This is a genomic window from Polynucleobacter sp. JS-Fieb-80-E5 (genome assembly GCF_018882015.1).
In the GTDB taxonomy this organism is placed as follows: domain Bacteria; phylum Pseudomonadota; class Gammaproteobacteria; order Burkholderiales; family Burkholderiaceae; genus Polynucleobacter.
Genome location: NZ_JACVPH010000002.1, coordinates 123728 through 144453 on the forward strand (window position 1 = coordinate 123728; position 20726 = coordinate 144453).

At 46.2% G+C, this 20726-nt stretch carries 21 protein-coding genes; 10 read left to right on the forward strand and 11 right to left on the reverse strand.

The window, feature by feature from the left end; all coding sequences use genetic code 11:
* Positions 1–8 precede the first annotated feature (8 nt).
* The gene (locus ICN44_RS03560; protein ID WP_216262742.1) at positions 9–299 is read right to left on the reverse strand and encodes a co-chaperone GroES; all 291 of its coding nucleotides are present in this window, start codon (positions 297–299) and stop codon (positions 9–11) included.
* Between the two features lie 316 nt (positions 300–615).
* Between ICN44_RS03560 and ICN44_RS03565 the strand changes: the two genes are divergently transcribed.
* Genes ICN44_RS03565 through dacB form a run of 4 tightly spaced genes read left to right on the forward strand, consistent with a single transcriptional unit; the run spans position 616 to position 6075 of the window.
* Positions 616–1458 carry a diguanylate phosphodiesterase gene (locus tag ICN44_RS03565; protein ID WP_216262743.1) on the forward strand — a complete coding sequence of 281 codons (843 nt, stop codon included), beginning with the start codon at positions 616–618 and terminating at the stop codon, positions 1456–1458.
* Complete coding sequence (locus ICN44_RS03570) at positions 1458–2081, forward strand: response regulator transcription factor (RefSeq protein ID WP_072582788.1); 624 nt, start codon at positions 1458–1460, stop codon at positions 2079–2081. Before ICN44_RS03565 ends, ICN44_RS03570 begins: the two co-directional genes overlap by 1 nt.
* Positions 2082–2087: 6 nt before the next feature.
* Positions 2088–4514: a response regulator gene (locus ICN44_RS03575; protein WP_216262744.1), complete on the forward strand. Its 2427-nt coding sequence runs from the start codon at positions 2088–2090 to the stop codon at positions 4512–4514.
* A 31-nt stretch (positions 4515–4545) separates the two neighbouring features.
* Positions 4546–6075, forward strand: coding sequence for a D-alanyl-D-alanine carboxypeptidase/D-alanyl-D-alanine-endopeptidase (dacB, locus tag ICN44_RS03580; protein ID WP_216262745.1), 1530 nt, complete (start codon positions 4546–4548; stop codon positions 6073–6075).
* On the opposite strand, the gene ICN44_RS03585 is transcribed toward dacB, so the two are convergent.
* The 7 genes from ICN44_RS03585 to ICN44_RS03615 form a co-directional block, all read right to left on the reverse strand.
* Entirely contained in the window at positions 6021–7127 is a 1107-nt protein-coding gene (locus ICN44_RS03585) for an L-threonylcarbamoyladenylate synthase (protein WP_216262746.1), read from the reverse strand. The genes dacB and ICN44_RS03585 overlap by 55 nt on opposite strands.
* A gap of 2 nt (positions 7128–7129) precedes the next feature.
* Positions 7130–8314, reverse strand: a complete 1185-nt coding sequence (locus ICN44_RS03590) for a 5-(carboxyamino)imidazole ribonucleotide synthase (protein ID WP_216262747.1) — start codon at positions 8312–8314, stop codon at positions 7130–7132.
* A 4-nt stretch (positions 8315–8318) separates the two neighbouring features.
* Complete coding sequence (gene purE, locus ICN44_RS03595; protein ID WP_216262748.1) at positions 8319–8813, reverse strand: 5-(carboxyamino)imidazole ribonucleotide mutase; 495 nt, start codon at positions 8811–8813, stop codon at positions 8319–8321.
* Positions 8814–8862: 49 nt separating this feature from the next.
* Entirely contained in the window at positions 8863–9762 is a 900-nt protein-coding gene (locus ICN44_RS03600) for a phosphoribosylaminoimidazolesuccinocarboxamide synthase (protein WP_216262749.1), read from the reverse strand.
* A gap of 7 nt (positions 9763–9769) precedes the next feature.
* On the reverse strand, positions 9770–10834 hold the full coding sequence (fba, locus tag ICN44_RS03605; RefSeq protein ID WP_072582781.1) for a class II fructose-bisphosphate aldolase: 1065 nt from the start codon (positions 10832–10834) through the stop codon (positions 9770–9772).
* A 66-nt stretch (positions 10835–10900) separates the two neighbouring features.
* Positions 10901–12337 (reverse strand): pyruvate kinase, encoded by a 1437-nt coding sequence (gene pyk / locus ICN44_RS03610; RefSeq protein WP_216262750.1) that lies wholly within the window; start codon positions 12335–12337, stop codon positions 10901–10903.
* Between the two features lie 2 nt (positions 12338–12339).
* On the reverse strand, positions 12340–13551 hold the full coding sequence (locus ICN44_RS03615) for a phosphoglycerate kinase (RefSeq protein ID WP_216262751.1): 1212 nt from the start codon (positions 13549–13551) through the stop codon (positions 12340–12342).
* 210 nt (positions 13552–13761) lie between these two features.
* On the opposite strand from ICN44_RS03615, the gene ICN44_RS03620 reads away from it, so the two are divergent.
* The 5 genes from ICN44_RS03620 to ICN44_RS03640 are packed head-to-tail and all read left to right on the forward strand — an operon-like array spanning position 13762 to position 17062.
* Positions 13762–14685, forward strand: coding sequence for a branched-chain amino acid transaminase (locus ICN44_RS03620; protein ID WP_216262752.1), 924 nt, complete (start codon positions 13762–13764; stop codon positions 14683–14685).
* 23 nt (positions 14686–14708) lie between these two features.
* Complete coding sequence (locus tag ICN44_RS03625) at positions 14709–14897, forward strand: zinc-finger domain-containing protein (protein ID WP_072582777.1); 189 nt, start codon at positions 14709–14711, stop codon at positions 14895–14897.
* A 46-nt stretch (positions 14898–14943) separates the two neighbouring features.
* The gene (gene waaF / locus ICN44_RS03630) at positions 14944–15984 is read left to right on the forward strand and encodes a lipopolysaccharide heptosyltransferase II (protein WP_216262753.1); all 1041 of its coding nucleotides are present in this window, start codon (positions 14944–14946) and stop codon (positions 15982–15984) included.
* A gap of 17 nt (positions 15985–16001) precedes the next feature.
* Positions 16002–16436, forward strand: coding sequence for a nuclear transport factor 2 family protein (locus ICN44_RS03635; RefSeq protein ID WP_216262754.1), 435 nt, complete (start codon positions 16002–16004; stop codon positions 16434–16436).
* 5 nt (positions 16437–16441) lie between these two features.
* Positions 16442–17062, forward strand: coding sequence for a DUF2946 family protein (locus ICN44_RS03640; RefSeq protein ID WP_216262755.1), 621 nt, complete (start codon positions 16442–16444; stop codon positions 17060–17062).
* Here the strand turns inward: ICN44_RS03640 and ICN44_RS03645 are convergent.
* Positions 17059–18759, reverse strand: coding sequence for a M48 family metalloprotease (locus tag ICN44_RS03645; RefSeq protein WP_216262756.1), 1701 nt, complete (start codon positions 18757–18759; stop codon positions 17059–17061). The genes ICN44_RS03640 and ICN44_RS03645 overlap by 4 nt on opposite strands.
* Positions 18760–18782: 23 nt before the next feature.
* Between ICN44_RS03645 and moaC the strand changes: the two genes are divergently transcribed.
* The gene (gene moaC, locus ICN44_RS03650) at positions 18783–19259 is read left to right on the forward strand and encodes a cyclic pyranopterin monophosphate synthase MoaC (protein WP_216262757.1); all 477 of its coding nucleotides are present in this window, start codon (positions 18783–18785) and stop codon (positions 19257–19259) included.
* 63 nt (positions 19260–19322) lie between these two features.
* On the opposite strand, the gene ICN44_RS03655 is transcribed toward moaC, so the two are convergent.
* Together ICN44_RS03655 and ICN44_RS03660 are read right to left on the reverse strand one after the other, a co-directional pair.
* Complete coding sequence (locus ICN44_RS03655) at positions 19323–19835, reverse strand: pilin (protein WP_216262758.1); 513 nt, start codon at positions 19833–19835, stop codon at positions 19323–19325.
* A gap of 128 nt (positions 19836–19963) precedes the next feature.
* Entirely contained in the window at positions 19964–20665 is a 702-nt protein-coding gene (locus ICN44_RS03660) for a TerC family protein (protein ID WP_216262759.1), read from the reverse strand.
* Between the last annotated feature and the right edge of the window lie 61 nt (positions 20666–20726).

Consider the following 20726-nt stretch of genomic DNA (forward strand, 5'->3'; position numbering starts at 1 on the left):
TACCGAAATTACTTCTGTACAACAGCCATGATGTCGTCTTCACGCATCACGATGAGTTCTTCGCTGTCAACTTTTACTGTTTGACCTGCATATTTACCAAACAACACGCGATCGCCTACTTTGACGTCAGGTGCGTTTAATTTGCCGCTGTCATCACGTTTGCCTGGGCCTACCGCTAATATTTCACCTTGATCAGGTTTTTCTGCAGCAGCGTCAGGAATGATGATTCCGGAAGCAGTTTTTGATTCTTGATCTAAACGCTTGATGATTACGCGATCATGTAAGGGACGCAAATTCATCTCTTCTCCTATGTTAGTAAGTGTTAACTATTTAAATAAACTATATAAATCAATGCTTTATAATCTCTTCACACGGAAGCCAAGGGTTATTTAGATATAAATCGCCTCTTTAGCACTCGCATGTAGGGAGTGCTGATTATATAGGTCTGATTCCCTGGATTTCAAGGGCGGATCACCATAAATTCTTTAAGGATTTAGCCTATTTTTATAATAGGGACAGGCTGGTAGGTCAATTCCTACAGATAAATCAGCCTAAAGCCCTTACCGCTCCAATCCGTCCTGCCTAGACTGGATAGTCACCGATTGGAGAATGCTGATGAGCCCGAAATCCCGGCTGTACACGCTTGTAAAGGCATGGAAGAACAAACCCTTCCAAGAAGTACGAGACGCCTGTGGCGACCCCTGGCTTGGCCTGAGTAGCCAAGTCCTTGAAGAACACCAATCCTGGTCCAAACGACAAGCGATTAGTCATGAACCCATTTTTAACTGTAAGGGAACCAAACTGACAGGATCTTTATTTAGACCATTACTGACTGCCTCTGATATGCAATTGCTACGCCTTTTTATGGAGGGCCTAGACACGATTGCCTATTGGTATCGCAGTGGTCGCTTTATTCCTGGAGTTTTGCCAATACCAACACATGCCATAGCCTCAAGCGGCTACGTGGATGCCATGAGTGAACTGATTCTGAACTCACGCCTACCAGTGGGCTTGGTAAGTATTGGCATTCAAACAATTCCTGAGCCTGACATCGCCGATGCTTGTAAAGAAGGGTTACTGCGTTTACGACGGCTTGGTGTATTACTACATTTCCTCACATTCACCGGAAGCGTTGAAGAGTTGCAGTGGATCACTGAGATGCAATTGGAAGGTGTTCATATTGATATGAGTCAATTACGTGAGCGCGAGATGGCAAGCGACGCCCTTTCTCAACTCAGGCAATCACCCTACTCACCTACACAAATTTATGCCAGCAATATTGGATTGGTAAAAGATTTAGAAAATGCCTCCACTTTGTTTGCCGACCATTCCTATGGTGGTCTCATGATGTCGCCTGTAAGTCGCCATCAAATGCTGCAGATTAACGATAGCCGTATCGCTAAAGCCATTTTTTCGCTGCACCCTCATCAACACCCAAACCAAAACGGAGACAAGTAATGAGAAAACGCGTGATGTTGGTAGATGACCATCCGGCAATGCTGATGGCTCTTAAAAGTATGTTGCAGGACCAGTTGCTATTTGAGATCGCAGGGCAAGCTCAGAATGGAGAGGAGTGCCTTAGGTCCATGAAAGAGGTGAACCCCAATATGGTGATCTTGGATCTCGATATGCCCAAGACGGATGGCTTTGATGTCATACGCCGTATCGGATTAATGTATCCCGAGGTTCGAATGCTGGTTCTTTCTAGTATGGACGAGGCTGTTTATGGCGGGAGAGTGCGCTCATTAGGTGGACATGGTTTTGTAAACAAAACTGCAGGTGCAGATGTCATCCTAGCCGCCTGCGTTGCCATATCCCAAGGCTATAACTTTTTCACTCATGGCAAAAATGGCAATAGCTCATTAAGTGACAACGATAAGCTTGCGCTAATTTCTGATCGTGAGTTACAGGTTATGAAATATCTGGGCAAAGGTAACTCCAATCAGCAAATCTCCGAAATGCTACATATCAGCAATAAGACAGTAGCCACTTATAAGACCAGAGTCTTTGACAAGCTGGGCATTAACAATATTGCAGACTTGATTTTGTTCTGTCGTATGAACAATATTATCGAAAGCTAATTCAGCATGCGTCGGTCCATCACCCGTATTGCCCTTTTTATCCTATTAAATGGGATATTAAGCAATACCTATGCGAACTTACTGAATTCATCAGAGCAACGATGGATCGATGCCCATCCCGTAGTACGTTTTAGTATTCATGAAAAATACGCACCTTACTTAGACGTGAATGAAAAGGGTGAGCCTGGAGTTTTTCATAGCTTTCTAAAAAAGCTCAGCGAATTTACCCAACAAGAGTTTTTACCGAAGTGGCGAAAGAATGATCGGGAAGGACTTGAGCAACTAGCCAATGGAGAGGTAGATTTCATCATTGATCCGCCCACCCTGGATGACGAGTATCTGAAATTTGGTTCTTTATCAGAAGCAATCTTTTGGGGGCATGACGCTATTCTGACTAAACGATCAAAAAACGATGCACCGATTGAGCCAATTAATATCGCCTACTTCGACCGTGGCTTTGAAAACCCGCCAATACCCAATCATCCCCAAGCCAGCGTATCCGGCCATGCGGAAAAATTATTATTCGACCTTCTCAAAAACGATATTGAGGCACTTGTCTTACCGCTTCGCCTTGCGCAACAACTCATTCAGAAATTTAACGCAGATAAGCTACAAGTTGACGGACTTTACAGCAGAGAGCCTTTTGAATATCGCTGGCTTATCTCGAATCAAGATGAAGCTTTGCATGGAGTACTTGAACAGTTTCTTAATAATCTAGATCCAATCGCATCACGAGATCTTTTCAATCTCAACGTATCTACTTTTGAAAGAGAGCGCTCATCCCCGCCCAACCATTTGCCTTGGCTTTCCACTTTAGCAATCCTGCTAATAGGCTCTACCTTGCTTTGGCGTATGCATCAGAGGCAAACACTTCAAAAACAGGCAGAAAAACATCTTATTTCATCGAAGGAGCAGGCAGAAAATGCAAACGCTGCAAAGTCTGCCTTCCTAGCCACCATGAGTCATGAGATCCGCACGCCAATGAATGCGATTTTAGGAGTGCAGGAGTTATTACTCAGCAGCCCCTTACCTGCAAATGAAAAAACTTTACTCAAGAGCGCACACTCATCAGCAGAATCTCTTCTAGGAATCCTAAACCAGGTTTTGGATCTTTCAAAGATAGAGGCAGGTAAGCTCACACTCAATATTGAGCCTTGTAATCTCAATGCTTTGATTGATGACATCGATTCGGCATTCTCGACCGTTGCCCATAGGCAGAGTCTCAAGCTACATACCTCCAAAGATCCACGCATTGCAGAAGTCTTGTTGTTGGATTCATTGCGTCTACGCCAAATACTGCAGAATCTGATTAGTAATGCCATTAAGTTCACTGATCATGGTGAAATCTATTTCTCTATTAGTGTGCTGGCAGATGATCATGCGGGACAACTGATTGAATTCAGAGTCATTGATACCGGTGTTGGCATGGGTACAGAAGAGATTGCCATAGCGCTCCAAGCCTTTGAGCAAATACCAGGCAATACCGAACAGGCGAATGGCACTGGTCTTGGCCTTACCATTACCAACCACTTAATTACCTCCATGAACAGCCAACTTTACTTTGAGAGCGCACCTGGCTTTGGTAGCAATATTCATTTTTGCGTTGCATTCCCACGTACCAGCATTGCTGCAACTAGAGCCTCAAGACCTGAACATAGCAATATATCCAGAAAGCTAGTCTCCAAGCATGCTCAAAATAATGAGTGCCCATTACAAGCGTTAGTTGTTGAAGATCATGCTGCAAGTCGCCAAATTATCTCGCTTCAACTTCAGGCACTAGGCATTGAAGTATCAGTGTGTGATAACGCAACCACAGCCCTGGATCTCATCAGTCAACGGCATTTTGATCTTCTGCTAACCGATCAATCCATTCCAGGCATGCAGGGTTCAGAGCTTGCTAAGCATATACGTAATACAGGCAATCAAGACCTCATCATCATCGGCATTACTGCAGATATCTATGCACTAGATTCACGCCATCAATTCTTGGAGGCTGGTATGAATGGTGTCCTGATCAAACCTTTAAGTCTCATGACTTTAGAGAATGAGCTTTCTCGCTATTTCCAAGTTGAAGACTCCACAAAAACAACGACACAATCAAACTATCAGGAGGAATATTCATTTGACGCCTTCGGAAATCTCCTCAGAAACAGCCCAGAGTTCATTCTGGTGATCTTGGAAGAAATTAAAAAGGTGCATGATGAGACCCTACTCACCCTAAGAAATGAAGCCATAGATGAAGACGCCTTTAGAAGCATGGTTCATAAAGTCAAAGGAGGGGCGCAGCTTCTGAGTGCCGCAAAGTTTATTAAGGCTTGCGAAGCTTTAGAGCAAGCAGAGTCTCTAGATCTTCAAATTCAAGCCTTTATCCAGTTACTTGAAGAGCAAAATCAAATGATTAGTAGGTATCAATCTCAATATGCAAAGCTTTAATCTTTGATGCGGTGGGTTTATCCTATGGGAGATGCGTTTTTCTCCTCTTCGCCTATCCGCTTTTATTGCAATCCTCCTTTGGACGGCCAGCTCTTTGGCCTTTGCCGGCGAAAGTACATCCCCAGCAATTCCTCCACCCGTAGCGAGTAGCCTCGAACGCAATCAAATTCCTCTTGATACGGTAAGTATTTCAGTTGTAGAGATCGAACCTGGTCGCCCTGGAAAGAATGTAGCCAAGAAAGTTTTAGATTGGCGTGGTGGCGATCCAATGAACCCCGCCTCAACGATGAAGTTGCTAACAACACTTTCTGGTTTAGATATTTTGGGTCCACAGTATCGTTGGCGCACTAATGTCTATACAGATGGAGTGATTCGTCAGGGAGTTCTGAAGGGTAATTTATATTTGCAGGGAACTGGTGATCCCAAGCTTGTTCCTGAAGAGCTTGCGAAAATGATGAAAGACCTTCAAGGTTTGGGTATCCAGAAGATTGATGGCAATCTATTCTTTGATCGCAGTGCTTATGCAGCTAGTGTCATGGAGCACAACACCATTGATGGTGAAGCTCTACGCGCATACAACGTTCCGCCAGATCCTTTGCTCTATGCATTTAGAACTTTGTCGTTTCAATTAGGCAAGTCACGCACCGCAGACTTTATTGACATTAGTTACACCCCTCCCCTCTCCCAGCTAAAGGTATCTAACCAAATGCAGTTGGTCGATCGCTCATGCGATAACTGGAAAAGCAATATCCGCTTTAATTTAGATCCCGAAGGTATCACTAATACCGATCAGCCTTTGACTGCCCAGTTCTCTGGCGCATTCCCAAGCTCCTGCAAGGGGGTGAACTTTAATGTCGTTGCACTTGATGCCAATACCTTTCTAACGCAAGGATTTGCTGCTGCATGGGAATTAGCTGGTGGTAGCTGGGCACAAGCTCCCATCGGCAAAGATGGCTCAGTTCCTTTAGCCGCTCGACTCCTATTGCAATTTGAAGGCAGCAAACTTGCCGATGATGTTGTAGATATCAACAAATACTCCAATAACGTCATGGCTCGCCAAGTTCTTTTGACTATGGCTCTAGATAAAATGGGTAAGCCAGCAACAACTGCCAATGGTGTGTTAGTCATTCAGAGCTGGCTCAAACAAAATGGTCTAGATTTTCAGGGGCTGGTGATTGAGAATGGCTCCGGGCTATCTCGCAACGAAGCAATCTCTGCCAGTCAAATGAATCAGCTCTTGCTCACTGCTCGCAATTTACCGGTGGGTGATATTTTTTATAACAGCCTACCAATTGCTGGCACAGATGGCACGATGCGCAATCGCCTGATGGTTCAACTGCGCAAGTTTTTACATTTGAAGAAAAAACCCGAAGCCAGAATTAAAACTGGTTCTCTTGCCGATGTGCGAGCGATCTCAGGCTATGTAATGAGTAAATCCGGAAAGATGTATGCAGTGACTTCATTCATCAACCATCCCAATGCTTGGAAAGGCCTAGAAGCGCACGATCAGTTGCTATCGTGGCTGCTTGAAGATGGGCCAGAACCAAAGCACGCACGCTGAAGACGGTCTCTAACGCCATCCCACTCCTCGCCTGCTGGCGGCTCAGGAAACAAAATCAAATCCCAGCCTTGCTGATCTAAATCACGTAAGGAGCGATATAGCCGACTCGCAAAAGCACCGCTATCACTTGGTACTTCAACCTCTTCAAAGTGGGCCGAAGGATGCCCATCTTCGCTTAAGGAGGAGTCTGAATCCCACACCGCTACAGCAACGCGCGATTTAATATCTGGATATTCAGTCAAGGCATCCAAGACACGACCGGCGGCATATAGGCGCAAAGGCGTAGTTGGTGCGTAATGGGCTTTAAGACTTCCAGATACCCTTGGTAGATCTGCCACTGCTTCATTACCTGCCTCAGTGCTTTTGACTTCTCCAGGCTGATAAACCTTCACTCCTGTCTTAGCAAAGATTTCACTTGGAGTGATTGCACCAGGTCTGAGCAGTACAGCCTTATCGCCAGATGACAAATCAATGATGGTTGACTCAATACCGACTTCGCAATCGCCACCATCCAAGACCATCAAATCCAGCATGCCTTCGAATTCATTACGGACATCTGCAGCACTCGTCGGCGATACCTTACCAAAGCGATTGGCTGATGGCGCTACAACTCCGCCCTTAAATTTACGTAATAACTCCTGTGCAACAGGATGAAAAGGAGCCCGAATCGCTACCGTATCTTGGCCGCCAGTCAGTTCATTTAAAACACTTTTATCTTTCTTGAAGACTAAAGTTAATGGCCCTGGCCAAAAGGCGTTGATGAGCTTTAAAGCTTCCTCGGATAAATCTCTTACCCATGGTGCTAATAGTGCAACCCAATCGATTTGAGTTTGATCGAACTTATCTGGCGCAGCTAAGTGAACAATTAAAGGGTGATTTGATGGGCGACCCTTAGCGGTAAAGATTTTCTTAATCGCCTCGGGATTCTTGGCATCTGCGCCCAAGCCATAAACAGTCTCAGTAGGAAAGGCAACCAATCCACCGTCACGCAAGCTTTGTACTGCCTCATTAATCACTGCAGAAAATTGCAAGTGGGTACTGTCTGCGGACATTTCTAGGGCTCGATCCCTAATTCATTGGCTACAGCTGCGCAATTTTGGCGTGCCTCATTGAGGGCTTCACCTAAGCAGTTAATGTGGCCCATTTTTCTACCAATGCGTGGCGCAGACTTGCCATATAGATGCAACTTTGCATCGGGGTGAGCGAGCACTTTATTCCAAGCAGGCTCTTTTGGTTGGTCTTCACTACCCTCAAACCAAAGATCGCCCAATAAATTCAGCATGGATACTGGCGCTAACTGACGGGTATCACCCAACGGCAGTCTAGCCATGGCTCTCACCTGCTGCTCAAACTGGCTGCTCACACAAGCATCCATAGTGTAGTGGCCTGAGTTATGTGGGCGTGGTGCGATTTCATTGGCAACGATGTCGCCGTTCTTCAGCACAAAAAACTCCACACAAAGAACACCAACGTAATCGATCTTCCGAATAAGCGCTTTTGCTGCATCAATAATTTTCTTTTCTTGGGCACGCTTCAATGAGGGCGCTGGCACAGTCGAGGTATGCAAAATACCATCGCGATGGATGTTTTGGGCTACTGGATAAGCCACTACAGCATCGTCATAACCACGCACTACCAAAGCCGATACTTCAAAATCTAATTCCATGCGCTTTTCTAAAACGCAAGGTACGCGCCCGAACTCATTCCATGCAATAGTCAATTCTTCTAAGCTATTAACAGTCGCCTGACCTTTACCGTCATAGCCCATGCGTGCCGTTTTTAAGATTCCAGGGAAAAGTTTCTTTGGAGTATGGGCAATATTACCCTCATGCTCAATCACAAAGTTAGGAGCCGGGCCAATATTGGTTTCTGACTTCCAGGTGGCTAAGAAATTTTTCTCAGCAATACGATTTTGGGCAATAGAAACGCAGCTACTGCGCGGCGCCACAAACACACCTAAAGACTCCAACTCATCTAAAGCTTGAGCGGGAACATTTTCAAATTCAGTACTCACTGATGAACACAATGCAGCCATCTCTTTTAAAGCAGCGCTGTCAGTGTATTGCGCTTGAATAAATTTTTCGGCAATGGAGCCTGCAGGGCTATCTGAGCCAGGGTCGAGTACGCAAACCTTGTAGCCCATTGCTTGAGCGGCCTGAGTAAACATCCGCCCTAATTGACCGCCACCCAAAATTCCTAAATACGAACCCGGCAAGATGGGTTCCATACGATCTGCCATGTAATTAATATCCCGGCAAATTCATTGAACGTGCGGTATCAGACTGCTTGGCACGGAAATCTTCTAAGCGCTTAGCTAATTCAGCATCATGCAAAGCCAAACCTGCAATCACATGCAAGGCAGCATTCGCTGCACCGGCTTCACCAATCGCAAAGGTAGCAACCGGAATGCCTTTAGGCATCTGCACAATAGAGAAGAGAGAATCTTCACCGCGCAAATATTTACTAGCAACAGGCACTCCATAAACAGGAACAATCGTTTTTGATGCGAGCATGCCTGGCAAATGAGCTGCACCACCCGCTCCAGCAATGATCGCCTGCAAGCCATTGGCTTGAGCTTTTTCTGCATACTGAAACATATCGTCTGGCATGCGGTGTGCGGAGAGTACTTTTGCCTCATGAGCAATACCGAATTGCTCAAGCATTTGAGCGGCGTGCTGCATGGTGTCCCAATCTGAATTGGATCCCATCACTATTCCGACGATTGGCTTCTTGCTCATTTACCTCTCCAAATGCCTTATAACCATTAAGGGCTCTATTATCCCTGACTCAAGAAGTCTCAGTAAGGCGGGTAAGCGCTTCACGATACTTTTGGGCAGTCTTTTCAATCACATCTGCTGGCAATTGCGGTGCAGGGGCTGTTTTAGGCCATAACTTACCATCCACCATAGCGGTTTCAAGCCAATCACGCACAAACTGTTTGTCATAAGAAGGTGGGTTAGAGCCTACATAGTAGGTCTCTGCAGGCCAAAAACGAGAAGAGTCGGCTGTCAGGATCTCATCCATCAACACCAGTTGGTCATTGGCATCTAAGCCAAACTCAAACTTGGTATCAGCAATGATGATTCCGCGAGTAGCTGCGTATTCAGAAGCCTCTTTGTATAAACGAATACTCACTTCACGGATTTGATTGGCTAACTTTTCACCAATGAGTTCAATGACTTTTTCAAATGAGATGTTTTCATCATGCTGACCAAATTCTGCTTTAGCAGCAGGAGTAAAAATAGGTTCAGGTAATTTCTGGGCATTCTCCAAACCTTCCGGCAAAGCAATACCGCAAACCTTGCCAGTTTCTTTGTAGTCCTTCCAACCGCTGCCAGCTAAATATCCACGAACTACCGCTTCAACCAAAATGGGCTTTAAGCGTTTAGCAACTACCGCACGACCTTTGACTTGGCTAATCTCATCCGCTGCCACTACAGTAGCTGGATCAATGCCAGTCAAATGATTAGGAATCACTGCAGCCAATTTATCGAACCAAAAATTGGCCATTTGATTGAGAACTACACCCTTCTCAGGAATAGGCTCACCCATCACCACATCAAACGCAGAAAGACGGTCCGTAGTAATCATCAGCAACTTGTCGTCATCCAATGCATAAACATCGCGCACTTTACCCTTGGACAACAAAGGCAATGACTTAATAGAGGTAGCGTATAAAGCGGGCATATTTAAATCACTTCACAATTTGAGTTAATTTGCCGCTCTTATATAGCTCAGCCATCTTCTCTAAAGAAATCGGTTTAATTTTGGAGGCTTGACCAGCAGAACCAAAAGCCTGGAAGCGCGCAATACAGACCTTCTTAGCGGCTTCACGGGCTGGCTTCAAATAATCACGCGGGTCAAACTTGCTTGGATTTTCAATAAAGTAACGACGAATTGCACCAGTCATTGCCAAGCGGATATCCGTATCGATATTGATCTTACGAACGCCATTCTTAATGCCTTCTTGAATCTCTTCAACCGGAACACCGTACGTCTCTTTCATATCACCGCCAAATTCACGGATCTCAGCAAGCAACTCTTGTGGAACACTAGAAGAACCATGCATTACCAAATGCGTATTAGGTATGCGCGCATGAATTTCTTTAATGCGATCGATTGCCAAAATATCGCCCGTTGGCTTTTTGGTGAACTTGTATGCACCATGGCTAGTACCGATCGCAATTGCTAAGGCATCGCACTGAGTAGCCTTTACAAAATCAGCAGCCTGCTCAACGTCAGTCAACAATTGCTCACGAGTCATTTTGCCATCAGCACCATGACCATCTTCTTTATCACCTTGCATGGTCTCTAGTGAGCCCAATACACCTAATTCAGCCTCAACCGTAACCCCAATAGAGTGAGAGAACTTCACCACTTCTTTGGATACGTCTACGTTGTACTCGTAGCTAGCAACACTTTTGCCATCGGCCTCTAAGGAGCCATCCATCATCACACTGGTAAAGCCACTCTTAATTGCAGCCATACACACTGCTGGGCTTTGACCGTGGTCTTGGTGCATCACTACCGGAATATGTGGATAAGCCTCAACCGCCGCAGAAATCAGATGGCGCAAGAATGCTTCACCAGCATATTTACGTGCGCCCGCTGAAGCTTGCATGATGACTGGGGAATCAGCCTCATTTGCCGCTTCCATAATCGCCGTTACTTGCTCTAAGTTGTTCACGTTAAATGCTGGCAGGCCGTAACCGTTTTCAGCAGCATGATCCAAGAGTTGTCTTAAAGATACTAAAGCCATGGTGTTCTCTTAATAAATAGTAAGGAGGTTAAAAATAAATCTGTTTTGAATCTTTTTCAATGTGAACTACTTCACATGAATAATTTTGAGCGTATTGGTGCCACCGGGCTCACCCATCGGTTCGCCAGAGGTAAGTACAACGGTATTGCCTGTTTTGACAGCGCCTACTTTTTTCAAGCATGCCTCAACCTCTTGCAGTGCCGTATCACGATCTTTTGTATAGTCCAAGCCGATTGGGGTGACATTACGATAGGTGCTTAATGCCCGCTGCGTAGCGATCTTGGAGGTCAATGCAAAAATCGGGACGTGAATATTATGACGACTCATCCAAATGGCTGTTGAGCCAGAGTCCGTTAAAGCTGCGATAGCATCGGCATTTAAATGATGGGCAGTAAACAAGGCTCCCAGGGCAATCGTTTGATCGATGCGAGTAAAAGTTTGATCTAAGAAGTCGGTGTCGAGTTTCACGCGATCTGACTTTTCTGCTTCAACGCAGATCTCTGCCATCGCTTTAATAGTTTGTACTGGATACATGCCTGCAGCAGACTCAGCAGATAACATCACTGCATCAGTACCATCCAATACTGCATTAGCAACGTCGCTGACCTCAGCACGTGTTGGCACTGGAGCATTAATCATCGACTCCATCATTTGTGTAGCAGTAATCGTAAATTTATCTGCTTCACGCGCCCACGCAATCATGCGCTTTTGTAATGCAGGCACTGCTGCATTACCCACCTCAATGGCGAGATCACCGCGAGCAACCATGATGCCGTCACTCTCAGCAATAATGCTTTTGAGGGCTTCAGGCTCAATCGCTTCTGCGCGCTCTACCTTTGCAATGGTTCTGACCTTGCCAACACCATACTTGGCACTAGCGGCATCAGCCAACTGACGGGCATAGGCCATATCAGCACCATCTTTAGGAAAGCTGATCGCCAAGAAATCCACGCCCATTGAGATTGCGGCATCTAAGTCAGCAATATCTTTTTCAGTCAGCGCAGGAGCAGTTAAGCCACCGCCAGCACGATTAATGCCTTTGTTATTGGAGAGTGGTCCGCCTTGCTCAACAATCGTAAATATCTCTCCGCCCCTAACACTATCAACTGTCAGAACCACTAAACCATCATTTAATAAAAGACGGTCGCCTGGCTTTACATCACCTGGCAACTCTTTGTAATCAAGGCCTACTTTAGTTTGGTCACCGAGCTCACAGGCTACATCCAAGGTAAATTTGTCGCCTTCTTTCAGAAGGATTTTGCTATCTGTAAATTTACCCACACGAATTTTAGGGCCTTGTAAGTCGGCCATGATGCCAACCTCTTTGCCTACCTCAGCGGAGATGGTTCGCACCAAATCATGGCGCGCCTTATGGTCGGCAATGGTACCGTGAGAGAAGTTCATACGCACTACATCTACACCGGCTCGAATCATGTCACGTAACACTTCGGGCTTTTCAGAAGCAGGTCCTAAAGTTGCAATGATCTTGGTTGCTCTTAACATATTTAGTCTTTCGCTCTTTCAGCAAGTACCGCAAAGGCTGGCAAAGTTTTGCCTTCTAAGAATTCTAAGAAGGCGCCACCGCCAGTAGAGATGTAATCCACTTGATTCTCGATACCGTACTTTGCAATAGCCGCCAAAGTATCACCGCCACCAGCAATCGAGAATGCGGGTGAGTGCGCAATGGCTGCGGCCAACATCTTGGTGCCGCCACCAAATTGATCAATTTCAAATACGCCCAATGGACCGTTCCAAACAATCGTGCCAGCGTGAGCGAGCATGATGGATAAACGTGCAGCAGTCTTTGGACCAATATCCAAAATCATGTCGTCTTCTGCAACTTGATCCGCAGGTACGCGGTTTGCGCGGGCTAATGGAGACAACTCATTGGCAACCACTACGTCTTCAGGAATCGGCACATGAGCGCCACGCTTTTCCATGATCTCCATGATCTCTCTAGCTTCATCAACCAAATCAGGCTCAGCAAGAGATTTACCAATAGGCAAACCTTTGGCCAGCATGAAGGTGTTTGCAATGCCGCCACCTACGATGAGCTCATCCACCTTCTCAGACAAGGCCTTCAAAATAGTAAGCTTGGATGAAACTTTAGATCCAGCAACAATGGCGACCAAAGGACGTTTTGGACTGGCTAGTGCGCGACTCAGCGCGTCTAATTCAGCAGCCATCAAAGGACCGGCACACGCTACTGGTGCGAACTTCGCTACACCATAGGTAGTGGCTTCAGCGCGATGTGCAGTTCCAAATGCATCGTTGACATACACATCACACAACGTAGCAATTTTTTTAGCCAGCTCCTCGCTATTCTTTTTCTCACCCACATTGAGACGACAATTTTCCAGTAGGACTACCTCGCCTGGATTGACTTCAAAGCCGCCATTTACCCAATCACTAATTAATGGAACTTTGCGATTCAGCAAAGTAGCAATGCGATCGGCTACAGGCGCCAAACTATCTTCGGATTTAAATTCCCCTTCGGTTGGGCGGCCTAAATGCGAAGTCACCATCACTGCTGCCCCAGCATCCAAACACATCTGTATAGCAGGCATCGATGCCCGAATACGAGTGTCTTCCGTTATGTTGCCTACCTCGTCTTGAGGGACATTCAAATCAGCACGGATAAATACCCGCTTACCCTTTAATTGACCTGACTGGGCTAATTCACTTAAACGCTTAACTTTAAATAAGGATTCCGGCATGAGTTTTGGTAAATAAGTGGTTTATGGGGAATGTTCCATTCTAAAGGCTCTTGGCCCATCCACCCCCGAGGATCGGAGCCGACAGACTGCCCTGCCTGCTCTACAATAAGGACTTAAATGCATTCTGGGCCGGAAGAGCAAAAACTGCCAGCCTAGTGCTCTGCTTAAACCGCTTTTACAGATACTTAATAGACACAAAAGGTAAAGAAAATGTCGATGTCCGACCGCGATGGCTTTATTTGGACTGATGGGAAGCTAATTCCTTGGCGCGAGGCCAATATTCACGTACTAACCCATAGCCTGCACTACGGAATGGGCGTATTTGAAGGCATCCGAGCCTATAAAACCCCCCAGGGAACCGCGATTTTCCGCCTTCCAGAGCACGTAAAACGCCTTTTTAACGGCACTAAGATCTTCCAAATGAACATGCCTTACAGCTCAGAAGAGATCACTGAGGGCATTATTGATGTGGTTAACAGCAATAAGCTCGAAGCCTGCTATATCCGCCCAATTATCTTTATCGGCTCCCAAAAACTGGGAATCTCTCCCAAAGGCAACAGCATCCACACCTCGATCGCCGCCTGGGAATGGGGTGCTTATTTGGGTGAAGATGGCCTAAATAAGGGTATTCGGGTTAAAACCTCCTCATTTACACGTCATTTCGTCAATTCTTCACTCGTTCGTGCCAAGGCATCGGGCTACTACATCAACTCCATTTTGGCTAACCAAGAAGTGACTGCCAATGGATATGACGAAGCTCTGTTGTTGGATACCGAAGGTTATGTTTCTGAAGGCTCTGGTGAAAACGTCTTTATGGTTAGCGATGGCATTGTCTACACGCCTGACCTTGCTTCTTGCTTAGACGGCATCACCCGTGACTCCATTATCGAAATTGTGAAGGACCTAGGTCTTGAGCTGCGTGAGAAGCGCATCACTCGCGATGAGATTTACTCTGCTGACGAAGCCTTCTTCACCGGCACTGCTGCTGAAGTAACTCCTATTCGCGAATTAGATGACCGCACAATTGGCGATGGCAAGCGCGGCCCTATCACTGAGAAAATTCAGAAGACGTATTTCGATGCTGTCTACGGCAGAGATCCTAAATACAAATCTTGGCTCACTTACGTTAAATAATTTCAGCAATTAGGAAACAGCACATGACTCAAGCTCAAGTGGTTATGGTGGATGGCAAAGATTTACCTTTACATTGCCCCACCAATAAAACTCCAGCATGGAACTCACATCCACGCGTTTTTCTAGACATCACTGAGACCGGTGAAGCCAAGTGTCCATACTGTGGCACAGAGTACAAACTCATTCCCGGCACTGAGCCGCACGGTCACTAAGCCTTATCAGCACCTCTTCTTGAGGTGCTGAGTCGGGATACATCAAATGCACGGTATTCTGATCATTGCCCCAAACTGGATTGGGGATGCTGTGATGACTCAGCCATTATTGGCATCCCTCAAAGAGCAATATCCAGAAGCAAACATTGACGTACTCGCCAGCACTTGGGTTGCTCCAATTTATCGCGCTTGCTCTGAAGTACATGAAGTCATCGAAGCTAAGTTTGAACACAAACAATTGCAGTGGGGCTTACGCAAACAACTAGCAAAAGAGCTGGCGACAAAAAAATATCAAGCCTGTTTTGTTTTACCTAACAGCCTGAAGTCAGCACTCATTCCCTGGCTCGCCAATATTCCTTTTCGGGTTGGCTATCGCGGTGAATTACGCTTTGGCTTAATCAACTTATCACTAGATAACCCTAGCAAGGTGAATCGCCCGCCCATGGTGGAGCACTATCTTGCATTAAGCCAACTTCTTAATGAAGAGCAATCTGCATCAACAGCAAGCAATCTCGTACCCAAGTTAAATGTATCCGCCACCGCTAATCAATCGGTACAGACCAAATTACTCAATGCCAAAGTTGATCCAGCCAACATCTACGTGATGTGCCCTGGCGCCGAGTACGGCCCAACCAAACGTTGGCCCACAAGTCACTTTGCACAATTGGCGCAAAAACTCATTGCCAGCAATCCGCATAGTCAGATCATTCTTTTGGGTAGCAAAGGCGACCACGCACTTGCCCAAGAAATTCAATCACAAGCAAAGCAAGATAATCATATTCATAACTGGTGTGGAGATACTTCGCTAGATGAAGCGATTGCCTTGATTGGCATGGGCAAAGCGGTTATCAGCAATGACTCTGGATTAATGCACATTGCGGCAGCCCTCAGAACCCCTCAAGTTGCCATTTTTGGATCAAGCGACCCAGCCCATACCCCACCTTTATCAGATAAAGCTAAGGTAATTTGGCTCAACCTGCCTTGCAGTCCATGCCATAAAAGAGAATGTCCACTGGGTCACTTAAAGTGCTTAAACGACATCTTGCCGGAACAAGTATTCGCTACACTGAATACCTTGCAGCCATAACTCAGGAATAGTAAGCCATGACCAAACTTGCCAGACTCTTTCACAGTGCGGACGATGTTGTCGAAGCATGGCGAGATGCCTTACGTCATCGTGATATTCAAGGTGCTCTGGATATTTGGTTAGATGATGACTCCATTACCTGCGTTCTGCCAGAAGGTCATCGCCTAACAGGTCATGCAGAAATTCGTGAGGGCCTAGAGAGACTGCTCGCCAAGCAACCTTTATTCCTAGAGCCCATTGCCTGTATTAGCCATTCCGTTTTAGGTGCTGCGGTATACGACACTACTGAAGCAGTTCATCTGAGAGCCGATCAAGTTAAAGCAGAATTTTTTCTGAATATCACACTCGTACTTTTACAGGATAGTCAGGGCTGGCGGATTGCCCATTTGCATGCCAGTCACTCTACCGAAGAAACCTTCGACGCGCCCTCTACACCGCACGGCTTGCACTAAACATCATGGATGATCAAGTGCTTCGGTCACTCATGAAGTGGCCCAATGTACCTGATTGCTATGGCTGGCTTGCTTTAGATCGCCGCGGCCAATGGCGTATGCGTGACGAGTTCACACAACAAAATAATCTCCCAGGCCAAGTGATTCAACATGCTGCCCTGAATGATTTCATTGAACGTAACTATGCTTGCGATGAGAGCGGTAGATACTTTTTCCAGAATGGCCCGCAACGCGTTTTTATTACCTTAGATGCGACCCCTTGGATAGTACGAATTATTCCAGGTGACGCCGGAACGCATCTAACTAATCAATGCCATCAAATCATGGAGCCCACTGCCGCTCTAAGCGACGAGAAAGGCAATATTTATATTGTTGGCATAGTAAATCAAACGATTTATGGCGGCAATAAAAACGACAGCAATCAATTTGTTAAAAAAGATGGCCAAACAGTTGCCCTGTTACACGATCACGATCTTGATCATTTTTCTGAGCTAGCCAAGTTGCGTGAAGAAGCTTGTAGCTTTGGCGGCTCCTGGAATTGGCAAGGCAAACATCTACTTCTAGATCCCATTCACTCTGAAGAGCTAGCATCTCGCTTTAACTATATAGCGCAGCCACAGCCTTAGCCAGGCATCTGCTTACCCTGCTCCTTGAGCTCATCTTGGTATTGACGCTGCATTTCTCGTAAGCGGGCATCAATGCTCGAGCCTTGATAAAAATCGGCGCCACCTGCTGATCTAGCAATACGGAGTTGTTCAATTGCCGAAGGCCAAGCGCCCTCTAGGGCATATTTTTCCCCTAGCGCATAATGGCGCATAGGGATATTGCCGGCTTGATCATAAGATTTAGATAATAGGTTCCACCACACCACTTCGTTAGGCTGTGCTCTTGTACGCGCTTTTAACCAAGTAATTGCATCGTTGGTGCGGCCCAGTTTCAAGTCCGCGTTAATCATGGCAGCACCAGCAGCGTATGACTGGGGGTAAGCACGCAAAGTAGCCTGGGCGATTTGCAAAGCCTCCTCCCCCTTGCCTTTTGCTAGAGCAAGTTCAGAGGCGGTGATGTCCAGCGATAGGCTCTGTCTTTGAATAGGCGACCCTGGCGCACTTGCCTTCTGCGCTAGATTGCGGGCTTGCTGCAAATCAGCCTCTGCTTGGTCTATTTTTCCTTGGCGCTGTGCTATCAAGGCTAGTCCATAAAAACCTTCTAACTGTTTACCAATCGGCTGCTGTTTACTCAAACTCTCAAAGGTATTTTTTAAGTCATACATTCCACTGGATGTTCCAGCCTGCTCCATGCGCGCACGAGCCTTAATGAAATAGAACTCAACTGAGGTAGGCACATTACGCGATGCAACAGTGCGCGCCCTATCTTGCATATCTGCAATACGGTCGGTTGTTAAAGGATGGGTACGCACGTAAGCAGGCACCCCTTTATCCATAATGCCGGTGGCTTTTTGCAAGCGCTGGAAAAATCCTGGCGCACCATTGACGTCGTATCCACTGGCGTCCAATATCTGAAAGCCAACCCGATCAGCCTCGCGCTCGGCGTCTCTTGAATACGAAAGTTGATTATTCACCGCCACTGCTTGCCCGCCTTGCATCAAACCAGCTCCGGCCTGCGGGTTGCGAGACATCGCTAATGCACCGAGCACCATACCAGCAATGGCAATCATGGTATTGGTTGTTTGCTTGTCCATCTGACGCGCTAAATGGCGCTGTAATACGTGACCTGTTTCATGACCCATAACGGAAGCGACTTCAGAATCTGATTCAGCACTCACAATCAAACCCGTATGAAAGCCAATAAATCCACCAGGCAATGCAAACGCATTAATACTGCTGTCTTTAACAGCAAATACTTCAAAGTTATAAGCGCCACTGCCCTGCTCATTAGCACCGCCGAGTTGTAGTTTTCTGGCAGCTTGTAATAAGCGGCGTTCCATCTGATTTAAAAAATCGTAGAGCGGCAAGTCATTTGAATAGTCAGGATCCGGACGAATCTGGCGCATGATCATTTCGCCATACCTACGCTCGTCCACTCGACTTAAGGCATCGCCACCTGGATCACCCATATCCGGCAAAACAATAGTGGGCTGACTCTGCATGGAGCTGCGTGTAGGCGCATTAGCAGGACGCGCATCGGGTGACTGCATTGCCCTACCAATATTCTGAATAGCGGCTGAGTTACCTTCTACTGATACATCACCAGCAGGGGTAGCTGCATATGCAGGAAGCCCAGAGCAAGCCATCCCCAACATCAGCTGAACAGCCAAAGCACGGTACAAAAAAGAGGTTTTTGGAACTGACTTTATGTATTGCATCTCTATATGGTAAAACTTATCCCATGAACAAACTAACTCATTTTGATGCCAGCGGGCAAGCCCACATGGTAAACGTTGGCGATAAACCCAATACCCATCGTATAGCCATTGCTACCGGCAAGATCACCATGCTTCCTGAAACCTTCAAAATGGTAGAGGCTGGCACCCATAAAAAGGGGGATGTTTTAGGAATCGCCAGAATTGCAGGTATTCAGGCATCCAAGAGAACATCAGACCTCATTCCTTTGTGCCATCCGCTGGCACTGACCCATGTAAGTCTAGAGTTTCAAACCAATCCAAGTGAAAATAGCATTACCTGCCAAGTCAAAGCAGAAACAACAGGACCAACCGGTGTAGAGATGGAAGCGCTCACTGCAGTCCAAGTTGCCCTACTCACAATTTATGACATGTGCAAAGCCGTAGACCGAGGCATGGTGATGGGCGATGTCAAGCTACTCGAGAAGAGTGGTGGCAAGAGTGGGAAGTGGAAGTCACCCTAAAAATTTCTAAGAATGTTCAATCCAATAAAAAGCCGCTCATGAAGCGGCTTTTTAATTAGGTCATTATTTACCTATTCTGCACTCAGAAGGCAGTAACTGAGAAATTAAGTTCGTTTCAGTAGACCTACATGACCAACCACCCGCCCAAGTTGCGCCCTCTGGCTTAGACAAATCAATAGGCTTAGGCGAATTTGCATCAGGCTCGTTAGTTGGCACTAAATGAAGTGTATTTTTACCTTCAGGCGCAACACTGACTTGATAGTCAATCGCAATCGCACCCGAGGGTGTGATCTCAATTAACTTAACGCTGCGTGTTGGTGTAAAAGTAAAAGCTCCATTCGTTGCTTCATCCATGCGAACAGTGCCGCGACTTGCAAAAGCCTCTGTCACCGCGAGCTTAGCGCTTGAGGATAAATTCATACCTTCTACAACCCTGCTTCGAGCAATGTAGTCTTGATACTGAGGAACGGCTACCGCAACCAAAATGCCAATGATGGCCACAACCACCATCACCTCAATCAAGGTAAATCCAACTTCTTCCTTGTTTTCTAGTTTTTGAATATCTTGAATCTGCATATTTTCTAGCTCCCGGGGTCAAATGCCCCATCATCCAGTCTAAACCTTTAATCCTCAAGAAACTCAGTCGTAAAAAAAAGCCAGCTTTTATCGCTGGCTTTTCTGATTCAGAAGAAGGCTCAAGAAGCTTATGCTTTTGCGCGGTTCTTTTTCTTCAAATAGGTACCCAGCAAGATCACAATGGCAACTCCAATACCCTCAAAAATCATATGAGCATCTTCCATCGCGCCTTGAATAGAATCCTTGATTGCCGGATCTTCCACCAACATACCGCCAGCTAATAGACCTAATAATCCCGCGCCCAAAGTAATAATGACTGGGAAGCGATCCATTACCTTTAAAAGCATGGTGCTACCGAAGATGATCAACGGAATTGACAGGCCAAGACCAATGATTAAAAGGGCTAAACGAGTTTCTTCGGGGCCCTTTTGAGCAGCAGCAGCTACGGCAATAACGTTGTCCAAACTCATCACCAAGTCCGCTACCAAGATTGTGCGTATCGCGCCCCAAATATTGGAGTGGCCATCCATCTCAGCTTCATCATCACTATCGGTCAATAATTGCACGCCAATGTAGACCAGCAAAATAGCGCCAACGATTTTGAGATAAGGAAGGCTGAGGAGTTGTACTGCAGTGATTGTCAAAATAACGCGCAAAATAATGGCTGCTGCACTACCCCAAAAGATTGCTTTCTTTTGTTGATTTGCTGGCAGATTGCGTGATGCTAATGCAATCACTACTGCGTTATCACCAGATAACAAGATGTTGGCAACAATGATTGATAAAAGTGCAGCCCAAAATGCCGGACCTGAAAATACTGAAAAATCCATGAGTCGTCTCCCTACGTTATTTTTATGTTTTAACTACTGATCCTACAAAAAAGGATGCTGT

What these genes read in the sequence shown, in the direction of transcription:
- ICN44_RS03560 (WP_216262742.1), bottom strand. Translation starts at nt 299, where the DNA reads ATGAATTTGCGTCCCTTACATGATCGCGTAATCATCAAGCGTTTAGAT.
- ICN44_RS03565 (WP_216262743.1), top strand. Translation starts at nt 616, where the DNA reads ATGAGCCCGAAATCCCGGCTGTACACGCTTGTAAAGGCATGGAAGAAC.
- ICN44_RS03570 (WP_072582788.1), top strand. Translation starts at nt 1,458, where the DNA reads ATGAGAAAACGCGTGATGTTGGTAGATGACCATCCGGCAATGCTGATG.
- ICN44_RS03575 (WP_216262744.1), top strand. Translation starts at nt 2,088, where the DNA reads ATGCGTCGGTCCATCACCCGTATTGCCCTTTTTATCCTATTAAATGGG.
- dacB (WP_216262745.1), top strand. Translation starts at nt 4,546, where the DNA reads ATGCGTTTTTCTCCTCTTCGCCTATCCGCTTTTATTGCAATCCTCCTT.
- ICN44_RS03585 (WP_216262746.1), bottom strand. Translation starts at nt 7,127, where the DNA reads ATGTCCGCAGACAGTACCCACTTGCAATTTTCTGCAGTGATTAATGAG.
- ICN44_RS03590 (WP_216262747.1), bottom strand. Translation starts at nt 8,314, where the DNA reads ATGGCAGATCGTATGGAACCCATCTTGCCGGGTTCGTATTTAGGAATT.
- purE (WP_216262748.1), bottom strand. Translation starts at nt 8,813, where the DNA reads ATGAGCAAGAAGCCAATCGTCGGAATAGTGATGGGATCCAATTCAGAT.
- ICN44_RS03600 (WP_216262749.1), bottom strand. Translation starts at nt 9,762, where the DNA reads ATGCCCGCTTTATACGCTACCTCTATTAAGTCATTGCCTTTGTTGTCC.
- fba (WP_072582781.1), bottom strand. Translation starts at nt 10,834, where the DNA reads ATGGCTTTAGTATCTTTAAGACAACTCTTGGATCATGCTGCTGAAAAC.
- pyk (WP_216262750.1), bottom strand. Translation starts at nt 12,337, where the DNA reads ATGTTAAGAGCAACCAAGATCATTGCAACTTTAGGACCTGCTTCTGAA.
- ICN44_RS03615 (WP_216262751.1), bottom strand. Translation starts at nt 13,551, where the DNA reads ATGCCGGAATCCTTATTTAAAGTTAAGCGTTTAAGTGAATTAGCCCAG.
- ICN44_RS03620 (WP_216262752.1), top strand. Translation starts at nt 13,762, where the DNA reads ATGTCGATGTCCGACCGCGATGGCTTTATTTGGACTGATGGGAAGCTA.
- ICN44_RS03625 (WP_072582777.1), top strand. Translation starts at nt 14,709, where the DNA reads ATGACTCAAGCTCAAGTGGTTATGGTGGATGGCAAAGATTTACCTTTA.
- waaF (WP_216262753.1), top strand. Translation starts at nt 14,944, where the DNA reads ATGCACGGTATTCTGATCATTGCCCCAAACTGGATTGGGGATGCTGTG.
- ICN44_RS03635 (WP_216262754.1), top strand. Translation starts at nt 16,002, where the DNA reads ATGACCAAACTTGCCAGACTCTTTCACAGTGCGGACGATGTTGTCGAA.
- ICN44_RS03640 (WP_216262755.1), top strand. Translation starts at nt 16,442, where the DNA reads ATGGATGATCAAGTGCTTCGGTCACTCATGAAGTGGCCCAATGTACCT.
- ICN44_RS03645 (WP_216262756.1), bottom strand. Translation starts at nt 18,759, where the DNA reads ATGCAATACATAAAGTCAGTTCCAAAAACCTCTTTTTTGTACCGTGCT.
- moaC (WP_216262757.1), top strand. Translation starts at nt 18,783, where the DNA reads ATGAACAAACTAACTCATTTTGATGCCAGCGGGCAAGCCCACATGGTA.
- ICN44_RS03655 (WP_216262758.1), bottom strand. Translation starts at nt 19,835, where the DNA reads ATGCAGATTCAAGATATTCAAAAACTAGAAAACAAGGAAGAAGTTGGA.
- ICN44_RS03660 (WP_216262759.1), bottom strand. Translation starts at nt 20,665, where the DNA reads ATGGATTTTTCAGTATTTTCAGGTCCGGCATTTTGGGCTGCACTTTTA.